The 15,994-nt window shown below is 46.5% G+C and carries 10 protein-coding genes; 3 read left to right on the top strand and 7 right to left on the bottom strand.

The genetic code is table 11. From position 1 onward, the window contains the following. Positions 1–103: 103 nt before the first annotated feature. The 5 genes from MKZ13_RS04080 to MKZ13_RS04060 form a co-directional block, all read right to left on the bottom strand. Positions 104–1,678 carry a response regulator gene (locus MKZ13_RS04080; RefSeq protein ID WP_221818758.1) on the bottom strand — a complete coding sequence of 525 codons (1,575 nt, stop codon included), beginning with the start codon at positions 1,676–1,678 and terminating at the stop codon, positions 104–106. Positions 1,679–1,689: 11 nt separating this feature from the next. Then, positions 1,690–3,492 (bottom strand): sensor histidine kinase, encoded by a 1,803-nt coding sequence (locus MKZ13_RS04075; protein ID WP_339181986.1) that lies wholly within the window; start codon positions 3,490–3,492, stop codon positions 1,690–1,692. Positions 3,493–3,691: 199 nt separating this feature from the next. Then, positions 3,692–4,540, bottom strand: coding sequence for a GNAT family N-acetyltransferase (locus MKZ13_RS04070; RefSeq protein ID WP_339181984.1), 849 nt, complete (start codon positions 4,538–4,540; stop codon positions 3,692–3,694). 174 nt (positions 4,541–4,714) lie between these two features. Continuing rightward, entirely contained in the window at positions 4,715–6,895 is a 2,181-nt protein-coding gene (gene gnpA / locus MKZ13_RS04065) for a 1,3-beta-galactosyl-N-acetylhexosamine phosphorylase (protein ID WP_339181982.1), read from the bottom strand. 13 nt (positions 6,896–6,908) lie between these two features. Next, positions 6,909–7,928 (bottom strand): glycoside hydrolase family 88 protein, encoded by a 1,020-nt coding sequence (locus MKZ13_RS04060; protein WP_210110177.1) that lies wholly within the window; start codon positions 7,926–7,928, stop codon positions 6,909–6,911. Between the two features lie 171 nt (positions 7,929–8,099). On the opposite strand from MKZ13_RS04060, the gene MKZ13_RS04055 reads away from it, so the two are divergent. The 3 genes from MKZ13_RS04055 (at position 8,100) to MKZ13_RS04045 (ending at position 13,414) form a co-directional block, all read left to right on the top strand. Continuing rightward, positions 8,100–9,047: an AraC family transcriptional regulator gene (locus MKZ13_RS04055; protein ID WP_221818754.1), complete on the top strand. Its 948-nt coding sequence runs from the start codon at positions 8,100–8,102 to the stop codon at positions 9,045–9,047. Between the two features lie 120 nt (positions 9,048–9,167). Beyond that, the gene (locus MKZ13_RS04050) at positions 9,168–12,299 is read left to right on the top strand and encodes an ATP-binding protein (RefSeq protein ID WP_339181979.1); all 3,132 of its coding nucleotides are present in this window, start codon (positions 9,168–9,170) and stop codon (positions 12,297–12,299) included. After that, complete coding sequence (locus MKZ13_RS04045) at positions 12,296–13,414, top strand: response regulator (RefSeq protein ID WP_339181976.1); 1,119 nt, start codon at positions 12,296–12,298, stop codon at positions 13,412–13,414. The genes MKZ13_RS04050 and MKZ13_RS04045 overlap by 4 nt, the downstream gene beginning before the upstream one ends. Positions 13,415–13,586: 172 nt before the next feature. On the opposite strand, the gene MKZ13_RS04040 is transcribed toward MKZ13_RS04045, so the two are convergent. Next, positions 13,587–14,768 carry a DUF4317 domain-containing protein gene (locus MKZ13_RS04040; RefSeq protein ID WP_036668338.1) on the bottom strand — a complete coding sequence of 394 codons (1,182 nt, stop codon included), beginning with the start codon at positions 14,766–14,768 and terminating at the stop codon, positions 13,587–13,589. Between the two features lie 224 nt (positions 14,769–14,992). Further along, entirely contained in the window at positions 14,993–15,700 is a 708-nt protein-coding gene (locus MKZ13_RS04035) for a DNA alkylation repair protein (RefSeq protein WP_221818751.1), read from the bottom strand. Between the last annotated feature and the right edge of the window lie 294 nt (positions 15,701–15,994).

Below are 15,994 nucleotides of genomic sequence, written 5' to 3'. Positions count from 1 at the left end.
GCTTCCATGCCCCTCTCAACGGGATAAACTATAGATGGAATCCCACTAATTCCAGCATCTGCGAAAAAAAATATCCCGCCGCTCCGTCAAGGAGTGCAGGATGTTAATCAAGAGAGTACGCAGCATGGGCACTTTTACGATATTGTGCAGGAGTCTCCCCCATGAGTTTCTCGAACCGGCTAATAAAGTAATCGGAATCCCGATATCCCACCATTGTTGCGATTTCGTATACTCTTTGATCTGTTCTGCGCAACAGCCGGGCGGCTTCCTCAATACGCAATTGATTCAAATAATCACTGAAGCTGATCGAGAAATGCTTTTTGAAAATCTGACCCAGATACGCACTATTCATGTAAAACTGCTCCCCGAGCAATTTCAGACTGATATTTTCTCTGTAATGCTCGTGAATGAAGGCCTCAATTTTGGCTAATACGCCCATCGCATTCGACTTTTGCTGCTCCTTCAGTTTCTCTGCGCACATGAGCGAGAATTCGCATAAATGTTCAATGTTTTCCTCCATCGATAACATCGCGTAGTTCACCTTCAGAAAAGTCGATTCCATCAACCCGGAATCTGGAGTAACCGTATCGTTGTTCACGAGATCCAGCAAAGTGTATGCCAGATAATGCAAGTGGATGCGGACAATACCAGGCTCGATTCGCTCATCCAGAAAAAATTGAAAAATCGCCTTTGCATGACTGTATAACTCATCCGTCTGCTGTTCCTCAATAGACTTGACTAGCCCATCAAACAATTGTTTTTCGAACTGTCCCGGCCGATTAACAAATAAGGTCGTATCCATAAGTTCGAAGTAATAAATGGGCCTGCAAGTGGTGAAGAAACGTAAGCTTTTCATTATGCCGCAAGATTGATAAGACTCGTGCAGCGCCTCCAACTCATGTACTTCCTTCCCGACATAACAAGCAATAGCCGCCTCTTGACCATGGATCAGATCGGCATGTAATCGGGTCAAATATTGCTCCAAGGTCACTGCCTCACGGTTCACCATCAGGTCCGTAACCATGAGCAGAACCGCATTTTTATCACCTGTGAAGGGCTTCAAAATTTGTCCCGGCAAGGGCTTGCCCACCCACGCCTCAACCCGAGCGCACCAATCCGTTCCCTGTTCTGGACCGGCTTCCGCCTCAATCAGGATGCAACGCAGTATGCCGGCATCTTGATAGTGGGACTGCAGACTCGTAACAGCATCCTCCTCAGCCACCCCAAGCAAGATTGACTGCATATGCTGAGCCATAATAATCCGATCTTTTTTTTGCTGATATCGCTTCTCTTCCGTCCGCGCATTAAATGCGCTCCTGAACTCCTCAAGCACCTGAACCAGTTCGGTCTTCACAATAGGCTTGAGAATGTAGTCATCCACCTGGTATTTAATCGCCTGCTTGGCATATCCGAACTCATAGAATCCACTTAGAAGAATCAGCTTGATGTCACCGTTATATTGCTCGTACAAAGTTTTGGCAAGCTGCATTCCGTCCATTTCCGGCATCTTAATGTCGGAAATCACCAGATCGGGCTGCATAGCGCGTATACACTCCAATGCCTGCATGCCATTGGAAGCCTGACCGCAAATCTGAAATCCGTAAGACTCCCAATCAATTAACAATAGAAGTCCTTGGCGAATAAATGGCTCATCGTCCACAATCAGCACGTTGATCATATCCTCGCTCCTTATTCTTGAGATGCCTGCATAAGAGGAATTCGAATGCCAATCGTTGTTCCCTTCCCCTTTTCACTGAATATGTGCACCTGAACGAAATCATCAAAATACATCCGCAGCCGAATATATGCATTCATCATACCAATGCTGCTAAGCTCGCTCATCCGATCCATACTCGGGTCTTGCATCATTTTGCGGAGCGAGGCCAGCTTGTCCTGATCCATACCGACTCCGGTATCTCGAATGGAAATGTACAGCTCATTACTTCGAATTTCGAATAACACCTCCACGACCCCATCATTCGACGTCCCCTCAATACCATGGATACAAGCATTCTCCACAAAGGTGAGAACGGTTAGCTTGGGTATCATCATGGCAGCAATGGATTCGTCTGTGATCCGGATTGCAAATTGCAACTTTTCACCAAAGCGATACTGCTGGATACTCAGATAACTCTCCACAAAATTGATTTCCTCTGCAATTGTAATCAGATCGTTGCCCCAATTGACCGTCTGACGTAACAGCAGTGCCAGTTTATGAATGACATCGGAGGTTTCAAGTTCATCCTTGATCAAACTCCGCATACGGATCGTTTCAAGCGTGTTGAACATGAAATGGGGATTCACCTGACTCTGAAGGGCTTTCAGCTCCGCATGTTTCTTGGAGAGCTCAAGGGCTTGCCGCTCCACCTGGCCCTTAAACACAATCTCAATCAGGTTCTTGATCTTGATGACCATCATGTTATAACTATGGGTCAGGCTGCCGATCTCGTCTTTGCCCACAGGTCCCGATATCACCTCAAATTTCTCATGCTTCACTTGATCCAGGTGCTTCGCTATCCGATCCACTCTGATGACCAGTGATCTGGATATCAACCAGATTAGCAGTGTCGGCACCAACAGATTAAGAATGATTAGTAAAGTCAAATTAAGCTTGGAATTAACAATCTCCGACAGAACGTCCAATTTCTCTGTGCTGACGACAATCTGCCAATCCTCGGATACGACGGGGATCGATTGCATCGATTGAACAGGGTCAATTGGACTGTTTGCAATCAGATTAAACGGCTTGCGCGTCTGATTCATTTTTGAATCGTTCGAGAAAATGACCCTGCCATCCGATACGACATACACCTTCCCATTTGCTCCCTCATTTTTAAGCGATTTGTTGATGAAAGCGTAGTCCAGATCAACCTTTAACACCTTTTCAACCTGCTGCTCCCCAAAGTAATCCAGCTTACGAATAATGCTTACTTTGCGTCCTCCCTGACTTTGCGACATCTCCGCCTGCTGTTTGTCAAAATACGAATAGATCATGATATGGTCGCTTGTGTTCATCAGCGCTTGATACCAATCACTTTTCTTCACCTCATCATCCAGCTTAATGAAGTTTCCTCCATTGACGAAGGTATCATTGCCAACATAAAACGTAATTTGATTCACCTGCTGGTAGCTGTAGTAGTACCTGACCAGATTGTTGTTGCTAAGCATATCATAGTAGGCAGAGTAATAGTCTTCCTGATCGCGATACTTGAACTCCATGAACCGGTTCAGCGTTCCATCGGTATAGAGAAAATTGGACACATACAAGCTATTGTCTATACTGTTCCGCAGGTTGAACTTGATCCTTTGCTGCATTTCATTGAATCGGCTATGCTCCTTCTCTTCAATGTTACCTTTGATGCTTTGGTAAAACACGGTATTTGTGACCAGGACCGGGACCAGCACACAAAAAATGAACAATATGTACAACTTGGTTTTGAGACTCCAATCATCCAGAAACTGAATGCGCTTACAGTATGTCTTTCGGCTCATGTTATGTCCTTGTCTCCTCTAACCATGTCATATATCAACATTATTATAACGAGTACAGGATGGGTTGGATACTGCAATCCAGGATTTCCGGGAAGCCTTTAATCAACCTCCCGTTCAACTGGCCCAACAAGACAGACACTAACACCCCACATATTTTCGTATGAACTCGATCTGATCTTAAGTCGAAACGGGTATCTCGTTATAATTTCAAGAGCATTTCGTACTGGCCCACATGATATGCAAAACCTGATTTGACCAGGAGGAAATCTTGCATCGGTTTCAGATGAGACTCCACATTGAGGACACTGATTCTAGGCGATTCTGTGCGTTGGACCATCTCTGTCAGGATGCTGCTTGCAATACCTTTGCCCCGGTAATTTTGGTTCACTGCAAGCTGGGGAATATCACCTGTTTTTTGATCTATAATGCCATAACCAACAATGCTGTGATCCTGACGTGCTACCACATAGATAAAAGCCTCCGGTACAGCGTAGATGGAATCAATTGAATTTTGCCAGGAGGGCTCCACATCCCAAAATTCCTTAAACTGTTCCACATCGATTCTCTCCACACATTCCACCGTGCAGGTCGTTTGCGGAATGAATTGATCTTTTTGCAACTGGAAACATGAAAATTCCCTTTGAATTTTGAAGTTTTGTTTACTGTACAGCTGAACTGCAGATTCGTTGGATTGGATCACTTCCAGCAAATATTGCTCTACATTTTTTTCTTTTAACAGCTTTTGAATATTCAAGAGCAGATCGCTTATAATGCCCTGCCGTCTGCAATCTTTTACAACGCCTGTCCCAAGGTCATATGCAGTTGCCTTTCCATTCCAGCTTCGAAGTCCATTGATAACAAATCCAACCATTCTCTCATCTTTAAAGGCTCCCATAGATATTTCGGGGTGATACCCCCTTCGTTGGAGCATTTGTTGAAACTTCCAAAAAGGCAAATCCATTTTAACCTGGTAGTCGGAGAACGCATCCACAAACGCCTCGTGAAGTGTTGCCATGCTTATTTTGTCCAACATTTTATAACTGTACATTAGGGCATTCTCTCCTTTAAAAAGATGAAACAATAATATATTAGGGCTCATGATCCCTATCCTTATTTAAATATTCTACTAAATAGTGTTAACACTATACAGTAAGTTTCTTTTAACTAATAACTGAAATAGACCGCTCCCTGGTTAAGGAATACGGTCTATTGAATCATTATTCTATGGGGATACCGATTTTGTTAAACCAATTTTGGTGATCACCGTATCATACGGGTCCAATTCCACGGTCTGTTTTCCATGCTCTGTATTGATTGTCGTAGACTGAACCTGATCACTATTATTGATCACAACCAATATGTTGCTCTCAGGGTAGTAGGCGCACTCAGTATACAAGTTATCCGTGATGTACTTTGTTTCATGGAATTCATTGCCCGCAAATCGAATCAAATTCAGAAGCAGTCTTGTATTTTCCCAGCTGAATTCGAAGGAAGGCAGGTAGATCCCTTTTCCTTTTCCAAAAGCATGTGTGGACAGTGTGATCTGACCATCCGTTTCACTCACTACAGCTGCTGATCCATCAGTAAGATAAATGTTATTTTTCGGAAGTATGCTGGCCCCCTTAGGCACCAAACCATACTCATCATTAACCTCATACGACCATTTTCCATGAACAACCCTTGCACCTGTATCCTCATCCACCCCAAGCACATGAGCCATTCTGAAAAAGCTGTCGTACCCGTCCATTGCCGAAGGCTGGTTAATGCCAATAAAGGTCCCACCCTCATACACCCATTGGGTCAATAAGTCCACAGACTTGTGTTCACTCCAATGCGCTCCACCGCTCCATGCTGAACCTGCAGAGCCGGCATTAATGACAACATCCACATCCTTCAATGCGCCCTGACGAATATCATCAAAATCAATAAACTGCACGTCAACAGGCAACCCGGCTAATGCCTCATTCACATGAATCAGATCATGCATATGCGTTTCATGAAAATGACCGGACAAGGTCCACGATCTTAACTTGCCCCAGCTATGCAGCACGGCTACCTTTGTTTTGATCTGATATGGTTTTCCAGCCTGATGCAGCTCTTTCATTTCCCTGAATTCATGGGCAATCTTCTCGATATAATCCACAAAGTCCGGGTAAGGCTCAACAAGATGCAAATATCCGCCCAGTCCAATCCGGTCGATCGACTCACGTAGCAGCGCACGCCGGATATTAATCCAATATTTCTTGGCATCCAGGGTAGGGTCTCCGCCCTCCTTGAAGGTAGGAAGCCCGCCTAAGCCAACCGGAAACAAGTAGGGATGCAAGCGAATCTCATGGGTATCAGCCTTAACGCCTGAGCACATTCTTGCCTCATAACCGGAGAACACACATTTGATCATGCCGTCGAATCCAAACTCCTCAAAGCGATCATTGTACGGCTCCATGCCTACCCAGCTGTCATCATAGAAGACATACGCCAGCTTGTCATGCTTGTGGACAATATCAATTAATTTCTTACCGAATTCAATGACAAAATCATTGATAAATGCCATCCAATCCAGCTTTCGCTGATCCGCAGGCATGTGAGTGACCCGATATTTACCGCCATTCACAAAGTCCTCGGCGGAGAGTGAATACCCATATTTTTGAGCAAACAGATCCAGTGCTCTCGAACTTACGGTAAAATCGTATGAACCCCAATCCGAGAACAGATGGCGATTCCGCTCATCACTGCCCCAGATCCAGGCGAAGTTATAAAATAGGGACGTAAAACGTACAACGGTTGTTTCCGGATGGTCTTGACACCACTTTTCCATCCAATCCAGCAGATAGGTTTGTGTGTCCGTATAGATCGGGTCAATCTGCATCAGATGCTCTTTGTCCCAATTATTCGTTGTATGATTGTACATGGAAATCTCTTCCCAGATCCGATAAACCATGAAACTCACCGTGTATTTATGCCAAGGAGAAACGCCGGTAATGACAACATTGCCTGATTCCCTTTCATAATTCCACTGTCCTCTAGGTACCTCTTCCCCAGTCGTTCGGTCATACACCTGCCAATATTTAAACGCTTCTTTGGAATCATTCACTCTGAATTGTTCAGCGAAGAAATCCTCCATCAGATAGATGGATACATAATCTTGTACAGCGACTTTCGGATTGGTAATGAGAAAACATTGCTGCAGCTTATCCAGATTACGGGATGCCCACTCATTATGATCCCGAATAATGCAAATGGTTGAATAGATGCCATATCCGGCATTAATAATCTCATCAGACAATTTCGTACCGTCACTGTCACGGATCACATCGGCACCCCAGCGATCAGCAAGTTCCAGCGTCAGTGCCTCATAACCGGATTCTCCCGGCAATGTAAAAGAGCCTTTGGTTGGTTTGGACAATTGGGTTCCCTCCCTATCTCAACATATCGGACAGAAAAGCGAGTGCCAGGCCCTGACCCCAGCCCTGAATCCAGTCTTTTGGAATATTGCGATAGCCATCCCGATCCTTCATCACCGCCGTACCGCCAGATACACCAAGCACGCGTCCATCTTCGCTAATGTTGTTCAGGATGCCCTCCAGTGCCTTTTGCACGTACTTGGTATGCAGTGGATTGCCGTTATTGATCATGGCTGCTGCAATACCAGCGGAGGCTGACACCTCTTCATACGATTCTTCGTCATCCAAAACGGTACGCCACAAGCCATTCTCGGTCTGCACCAGCTTGAGAGCTGCCAATTGATCGCGAAGGGCACATTCTACATCCATACACTGCGGATACAAGTACCAGTCGTTCAGTTGCGGTTTCACTTGAGACATTGTATAGGCTCCCCAAGCATTCGCTCTGCCCCAGTAAAATCCGGACATGTGGTCCTTGTTGATATTGTTATAGCCGTGATACCACAGACTGCTGCTCGGATCTTGCAGGTATTTGATATGCCAGTAATACTGATTCAGCGCATCCTGAATCATGGCTTCATCTTTTAATTTGCTACCTACGCGAAGCAGGAAAAATGCCGCCATAAACAAGGTGTCCGCCCAAGCCTGTTCCGGAAAATCATTGGAAACGGATACCGTATGCTGAAGCACATTGTCTCCAAAGCGAAGTGCATGATTCTGGAGATAATCAACCTTGCTGAGGACAATATCCCAATATTTCTGATCTCCGGTTTCTTCATATAAAGTGATGAGCACATGGCCCATGGCACATGTATTTACCGTCCAACTTGGCAGCCCCAGCTCGATATATTCGTCTGCCCATTTCACCAGCCTGTCCAGAATCTCTTGGTTGCCTGTCGTTTGATAGGCCCTGGATACACCATAATAAGCCACTCCACCGGGCCAATCCCATGTCAGATCCATATCCAGTGTTTTCTTGGTAACGTTCTCGATTACATGTAGAATCTGTTCCCTGTCATATTTCACTTGAAGCATTGTTATTCCCCTCTCCCTGCGCACACGCCCCCAAGTGCGCCCTGAGAGGTGTCCGTCCATTTTTGTAAACGCTTTACTTATTCCATTGTACGCAGTAAAATAGTCTCATTCTAAGCATATTCATAACAAAACTGCGCAATTTCAATCATTTATACATAGGAGTCCTCGAAAATGCCCAAACCGAAGAAACCGGTCATTGAATATCGTCACTACAGCCTGCCCATTGATTTCCCTGTCCTGTTACTCAGTGGAGACCGCTGGAGAATATCCGATATCAAAAGTGAGCATCTTCATTTCCATAACCACATGGAGATTGGCATCTGTTATTCAGATGGAGGCATCATGGAGATTAAGGGAGAATCTGTGCCTTTTCGGGCAGGCGACATCACGTTCATTCCCCGCTATCTTCCGCATACCACATACAGTTCACCTAATAACGCCAGCCTGTGGGCTTATATCTTTTTTTCACCGGAAGAACTCTTCCGTCATTCGCTCAAAACAGCACAAACTCACATTGAACCGAATCTATGGGCGATTCAGGGAACCAATTGCATTCTGAATAAGGAACAGCATCCCAAAATTCATATGCTCGCAACTTCAATCGTTGAAGAAATGAAGCAGCAGTCCCCCTACTATCGGGAGAGCGCGTACGGCTTGTTGATGTCTCTATATATCGAACTGCTTCGAATTCATGCGAGCAGCGAACGCTTGTCATCTCAGGATCACGAACGGGAAAGAGACCTCCAAGGTGACTTGGTCATCTCACCCGTGCTGGAGTTTATCACCGTAAACTATATGATGCCTGTGACCATAGATTACCTCGCTGAACTGTGTCATCTGAGTACAACGCATTTTCGCCGCAAGTTCCATGAAATTATGGGAACCACGCCGCTTGATTTTCTGAACAGTACCCGGATTGAAGAGGCATGCAAACGATTAAAAAGCACCGAGGCCTCCATTCTGTCCATCTCTGAGCAGGTCGGCTTCCGATCCATCTCCAGCTTTAACCGCTGCTTCGCCAAACTGATGGGAGAATCACCCAAAGCCTGGCGCAAAGGGGCTCATACAGAAGCACAGTCTGCAAAAGCGTCGATATTGGAATTCACGGGTTGGGTATGAAGGAATTTGTCGAAATGTGATTGCGCCCCCCAGAGATATTCGCTACAATGCCGATAGAATACAAGAGATTTTGTCCGAAGCTACCAAAGGATTGAACAATCTCTAAAGGAGCAGCATTTCGTGTTATTAAAAATTTCAGGCATTGTCCTGACTGTTGTACTTGCCATTACCGTACTGCTGCTGTCAACGATCAGAGAACCACAATCTGCTGCGCTTCATGCCCGTCAAGGTGTTCTGGATCTCTCGGTCTGGAACCCTGAACAAGACGAGCGGATCAAGCTGGACGGGGAGTGGGAATTTTACTGGGAGCAATTGCTTCCTGACGAATCTGTAACATCGCATCAGGCTGGTCCAACGAAAGCACCCGACACCTATGCAACCGTTCCCGGCTCCTGGAATCGACTTAAAGTGGATGGCGAACGACTGCCTACCCACGGATTCGCCACGTATCGACTAGTGCTGCGTAATGCACCTGTTGAAGGAACGCTGGCGATCAAAAAAATGAACATTCGTTTTGCCAGCGAGATCTACATCAATGGCAACAAGTTGCTGGAAGATGGGCATGCCGTGGCAAAATCCGCAGGTTACCGACCAGGAAACTCCCCCCAGATTGGCTTTTTCCCCTATCATGGCGGTGACATTGAGATTTTGATCCGGGTGGCTAATTACGATTACACGGACTCGGGCATTCCAGGTCCACTCTTTTTCGGCGAACAAGCAGCCATGCTGAAAAAACATCAGTTCAACACAGCTATCGAATTTGGCACGCTTGCTGTACTGGGCACCATTTCGATCATATTCCTCATCAGTTACCTGGGGTCTGCACTCTACCGAAACAGGGACGATTCCCTGCTGCTGATTGGTCTAATCTGTCTGCTGTATGCACTCTATAACGGCATGATCAGCGAACGTGTGTTATCCATGGCGGGCACGGAAATTTCCTTTAGCACACTCTATAAATTAAAAGATTTCTGCTCTGTGGCATGTCTGGGTCTGTTAACCTTTTACTTCTACCGATTCAAAACAGGCATCCTGTCCGGTATGCTCACGGCGGTGATCCTGATCATCTTCGGAGCATACTTATGCATGGTCGCGTTCCTGCCTATTTCCATCTATGGGCTGGCTGCACCTTACGTCGTCGTTATGTACACGTTGATGCTGCTCTGGTTGCTGTATCAATGTGCAAAACAGTTCCTAACCAGTGAGAAGGGCGAACGGCTGTCTACTTTTCTGTGGTACGCAGCCCTCTTAAGCATCATGCTGTACTGTCTGGACATTAATCTCTTCTCGATCTCGCTCAAGGAAAACATGAATATCGGGCAGGCTTCCATTGTCCTGTTCAGCATCCTGATGCTGTTTCTGGCGGTGCTTCGGTTCTTTGAGGCCTATCGTACGGTCCGCACGCTCAAAGATCAGCTGCTCTTACTCGACAAAGTGAAGGATGACTTCCTGTCCAATACTTCGCATGAGCTCAAAACACCGCTGAACGCGATTGTTAACATCAGTGAAAGCCTACTTAAAGGCGCAGAAGGTCCCCTTACCGATGAGCAAGCGCACAATCTGGCGATCGTGACGGGAAGTGGCAGACGATTAACCTATCTGGTCGATGAATTGCTGGATTATTCGAAAATGAAACATGGCGACATCCCGCTCCACCGGTCTTCGACCGACCTGTACTCGTTTGTCGAATCGGTCATGCGTATGCACTCCTTCCTGCTTGGCGCGAAAAAGGTGGAGCTTATCAACCGCATCCCGGTGCATTTCCCGCCGATCCATGCAGACGGCAATCGACTGATTCAGATTTTGCATAATCTGATCGGCAATGCAGTTAAGTTCACGGAACGTGGCACGGTAAGTATCAAAGCTGCGATTGTGCAAGGCAAAGCGGAAATACGCATTGTGGATACCGGACGTGGTATCGGTACGGACAAGCTGGAGCATATCTTCCTGCCGTTCGAGCAGGAAGCAGACACGGGGCCAGTCGTTGCTGGAGGCACCGGTCTAGGACTGAGCATTACGCGCAAGCTGGTCGAGTTACATGGGGGAAGCATTCATGCGGAATCAGCACCCGGCATGGGTGCCACGTTCATCCTGACGTTCCCGCTGGCAGAGAAAAAAGGAGAGAAACGTTCCAACGTCATGCCGCTTACCATCGCTCCTACAGGTCCTGGTCATCGGCTACTCCGGTTCGAAGAACCAACGATTGTACAAGGGAATAAAGATGAATGGATCATCGTTGTGGATGACGACTCAGCTAATTTGCAGACGATTGTTAATCTCTTGAAGCTGGAAGGATACAGTTATGCGGTCACTTCAAGCTCCCCTTCCGTACTGGAGCTGCTGGACAAGCTACCTACTGTGCATCTCGTCATTGCTGATATCATGATGCCCGACATGTCAGGTTACGAATTGCTGGAACGGATCAGGGAGCGCTTCTCCCCTTCCGAGTTGCCTGTACTCATGCTGACGGCGAGCAATAAAGCTAATCAATTGAAGCTGGCCTTGGAGAAAGGCGCCAATGATTTTGTATCCAAGCCGTTCGAATCGGAGGAACTGCTGGCACGGATCGGCGGTTTGACTCGGATGAAAACATCCGTCCAAGCTGCGCGAGATGCGGAAATATCCTTTTTGCGGTCACAGATGAACCCACACTTTCTGTATAACGCCCTGAATGCCATTGCCGAATTGTGCGTGGATGCGCCGAATCGGGCAGAACAATTGATTTTGCAATTATCGAGTTACTTAAGACGCAGTGTGCACTTTAAACATCTGGACTCAAAAACCAGCTTGATGAACGAACTGGAGATGATCGAGGCATACGTAGCGATTGAGCAAGCCCGCTTTGGCTCAAGGTTGGAGGTCATTATCGACGTGGATGCGGACGTGAACCGGAACATGGACATTCCACCGCTCACGTTACAGCCCCTGATCGAAAATGCGATTCGGCATGGGCTGATGTCCAGCATTCGCGGTGGCCGGGTCATGTTATCTATCCGCAATCTGAATGATACGGAAACACGTTTCACCATCGAGGACAACGGAATCGGCATAACCAAGCAACGGATGGACGAAATTCGGCAATCCACAGACGGCAGTAAAGGTGTTGGCCTATGGAATATTTCCAGCCGGTTGAACCTGCTGTATGGCAGACACCTTCAGATGGAAAGTCTGGACGGCGAGGGAACGCGGATTACATTTGATCTTCCAAATCAACGTCTAAGCACAGATGGGAATGGGGGTTATGAATCATGATGAAAGTCATCATCGTGGATGATGAGGATTTGTCGCTGAAGCGACTGAATCGTATTTTGACAGAAAGCGGAGAAGTTGAGGTATCTCGTGCATTTCATGACCCGGAGGAAGCCTGTGAATATGCGGCAGAGAATAGCTTCGATGCGGCATTTCTGGACATTACGATGCCTCGCATCTCGGGTATGCAACTCATTGGTGAATTGCGTAAACATCACCCTTCGCTTCCCATTGTGCTAGTGACCGGTTATGAGGAATATGCAGTGCAGGCTTTCGACAAAGAAGTGATCGATTACGTCATCAAGCCGGTCACGGCTGAGCGACTGAACCGCAGCATCAAGCGATTGCAGGAAAAGCTTCACAAGTCCGTGACAACACCTGAATTAGCGGTACCTGGACCCAAACTGAACGTTCGTCTGTTCGGTGAATTCACTGTGTTTGGCGGTGCCGGAGCAGACAGTCCCATCAAGCTTAGAACGCCCAAGACGGAAGAGTTACTTGCATTCTTGCTGTATACCAAATCAACCACCCGCGATGCCTTGGCCGATACGTTGTGGAAGGACCTCAGTCCGCAGAAAGCCTGGACCAACATCAATTCCACACTGTACTATGTGCGACGTGCCATCGGTGATAACAGTGACGTGCCGATCATTCTCAAGGACAGAAACGGTATCCGTATCGACCGGGAAGCGATTAACTGTGATCTGTACGAGTTCGAGGCTTTGTTCCGGCAGATGCGTCAGGCATCGGCACATCGCCCCGAGCTCTTCGAGCGGATGGACACGTTGTATACGGGTGAACTTCTGAAAGGAAGGCATTATGAGTGGGCTTTCGCGTGGTCCAGACAGCTGGAGCTGGATTTCATCATGACGATGGAAACTGCGGCCCACTATCACGCGAAGGCAGGCGAGCCGTTACGGGCGCTGTATTATTTTGAACGTATCCTCCAGATTGATTCGATTCGGGAAGATATTCATCGCGAGATCATCCTGTTGTATCTGTCGCTTGGACGAAGAACCGAAGCGCAGCGACAGTATCTGGTGTTGGAGGAATTGCTCAAAGAGGAGCTTGGCTCCAGTCCGGCAGCGGATATCAAACAACTGTTGCGACAGTCATGAAACAGCAAAAAAGCCCATGCCTTGGCGATAACGAACTGCTCCCATCGTAGTCTTCTGCGGTCTACTATGACAGGGAGCAGTTCAGTGTTGCTTTTGGCTTGGGCTTTTTGCAATAAATGGACGTTTATTCGTCCATAACTGATGATTTTACATCATCATTGTCTAGAATCAATTACTCATTTATAAGTTTTTCTGTATTAAGGGTAAAGCCTTCAATCACAACATCTTCGTCCACTTCAATCATGATGCAACGTCTGCCTTGATAATTTACCTGCTTCACATATCTCAGGTCTTGCGGGCTAACCGAAATCGTAGCAACCTTGGTCTCAATCTTAATGGACTTGGACGTAAACTTCGGCATAACACTGGTTGCCTTCATCTCATAGTTCTTGTTATCAACGATCGTTTCGAAGGCACGTTCTACTTTCTCCGTTGTCAGATCCTCTATACCGCTTGCGGTCAGTACACGTTCCAGATCTTTATAATCCAGCTTCGGAGGTTCTTCCTCATGGGACTCTTCGTTAATCTCGATGACTCGGTTGATCTCCTCGTATACATGTGCAATGGTGGCTGAATCGAGCTGTTCACCGGCCACTTCCTTGACGATATCTTCGAAGATCGCCCGTTCTTCCAGTGCGGTAACGGATCTTTCTCCATTCAATACATTTTCAACAAAATGCGGATCCGGGAAATTAGATTTCCCTGTACAATACAGTACACGATTCACATCGGAGTAGTTGTCCGTCACGCTAGGGTACAAGAATCCTTGCTCTGGCGTGCTTAATTTGATAATCGGATCGACAATAATGTTGTATTTGAATTCTCTCTCCACATAATCAAACAAGAGTGTCTTCCGCTGTTTCTCCGTGGAATTCACACTGCACAGAATAAACGGATGGGCGAACACCTCATTCTTCTCGCTCTCTTCCGTAGCTTCGTTTCTAGCCTTGGTCGGCAAGTAATACTGTCCACGCACGAACGTAGCTACCATGTCCCGCTCAAACTTCGTATCCACCAACATTCGATCCACGAGCAGCAACATCAGATCCTGCCATTCATCCGGATCACCTGTTACCAGAGCCTGGTGAAGCAGTACCTGAGCCGGGTCCTCCGCGGCTTCCTGGAACTTCAACTCAAACAACTTCTGATCCAAATCACCTGTCAGCAATTTTTTGAAATTGCCCATGTACAGTTCCTGCTTCTCTCTGTCCACCAGTTCGAACGGGTGACGCTCCCAGTGATAGACCTCATTGGTTTCCTTCGTAATATACACGTTGAGAATATCGTAAATATTCAGTAGATCGTGATCGAGTTTAAACTGCTTGCGTATATGCGCGACTTCTTTTTTATTCATATTGGATTCGGCAACTCCTTAGATATGTTTCTGGCTTTATTAGTATAAAGGATCGACAGAAAATTTGTTGACTAAGTTGTAGCTTGACGGTTACTAGATTTCAGTTACCCAAGTACGTGATATTCACAACAACACAAAAAGGGAGACACTCTCTACATTCATACGAGCACCTCCTGCATGTGTTACATCTCCTGATGTTCTAGTCTATTTTACAGCGATTCCCATTAACATCTTACATATTTACGCTTGAAGCCCGTCCGCCCTTTTTCCACTGCCTTTTGGATGTTCTCAGAGGCATTCAGCAGCTTGCTCTTGGGCATGTTCTTGTTCACTTCGACAGGGCCAACGGCATTGGCAGTCTCTACCGCCTGATCGTGCAACGGTTGATAGGATGTTGCAACGGTATACAGGAAGTTGTTCATCGAATATTTGGTTCGTTCCGGAGATTCGTGAATCGTCTTTTTCACCTGTTCCAGCATCTCCATCAGTTTATTCTCCGAAAACTCAGCATCCTTTCGACTGCCGAGCAACCAACAGTAACAGCTCCATCCTGCTGACATTTTCAGCTCATCTCCGCTCGCGATCCACTTATCCGAAACTTCTTGAGCAATATCCGTCTCTGCCAACGTGACGGCAACGATGAAGTCAGAGATCATGTAAAAATAAGCAGCGTCAATCCAACGGTCAAAATCCGCTTCCGTCATCGCTTGAGGATCGGCAATCACACCCGCAAAGTACATCGCATCATAATTCCCCGTCGCGTATAGTTGCTCTGCCAAAGGTTGATCCTTTTTGATCCGCTTCGCCATTGGTTTCATCGCCCCGGTTGCCACGCCAAATAGCGGTTCATGCGCACCATTGGAGATATAGATTTTTTTCGTTCGTTCTTTGCCCAGCGCTTCAAGCTCCTGCATTACTTCATCTAGATTCATTTCACAACACTCCCAATCCTATAAAATTATATATCTAATCAAATCAAACAGACACTTATGTTTAACGAATAAGCGATGGAAAATCGCACATTATCCAATTCGAACCATTCAGCCATATGCATAATCATTCCGGCGAGATTATTACCTTTCTTATGAGGGATTCCCCACTGGGGTATTTTTCCTAAAAAAACTGAATACTATTCAAATTCCCTGTTGCTCTGACAACCTGTTCGAGCATTATTACCGATCATAACATCTATATCCTTGTTTCGCACAGATCCCTGAAAAGGTAGA

Origin of the sequence: Paenibacillus sp. FSL R5-0701, assembly GCF_037973995.1 — a bacterium.
Taxonomy (GTDB): Bacteria; Bacillota; Bacilli; order Paenibacillales; family Paenibacillaceae; genus Paenibacillus.
Note: the sequence above shows the minus strand (reverse complement) of the source record. Positions and strands in the feature narration are given on the sequence as shown.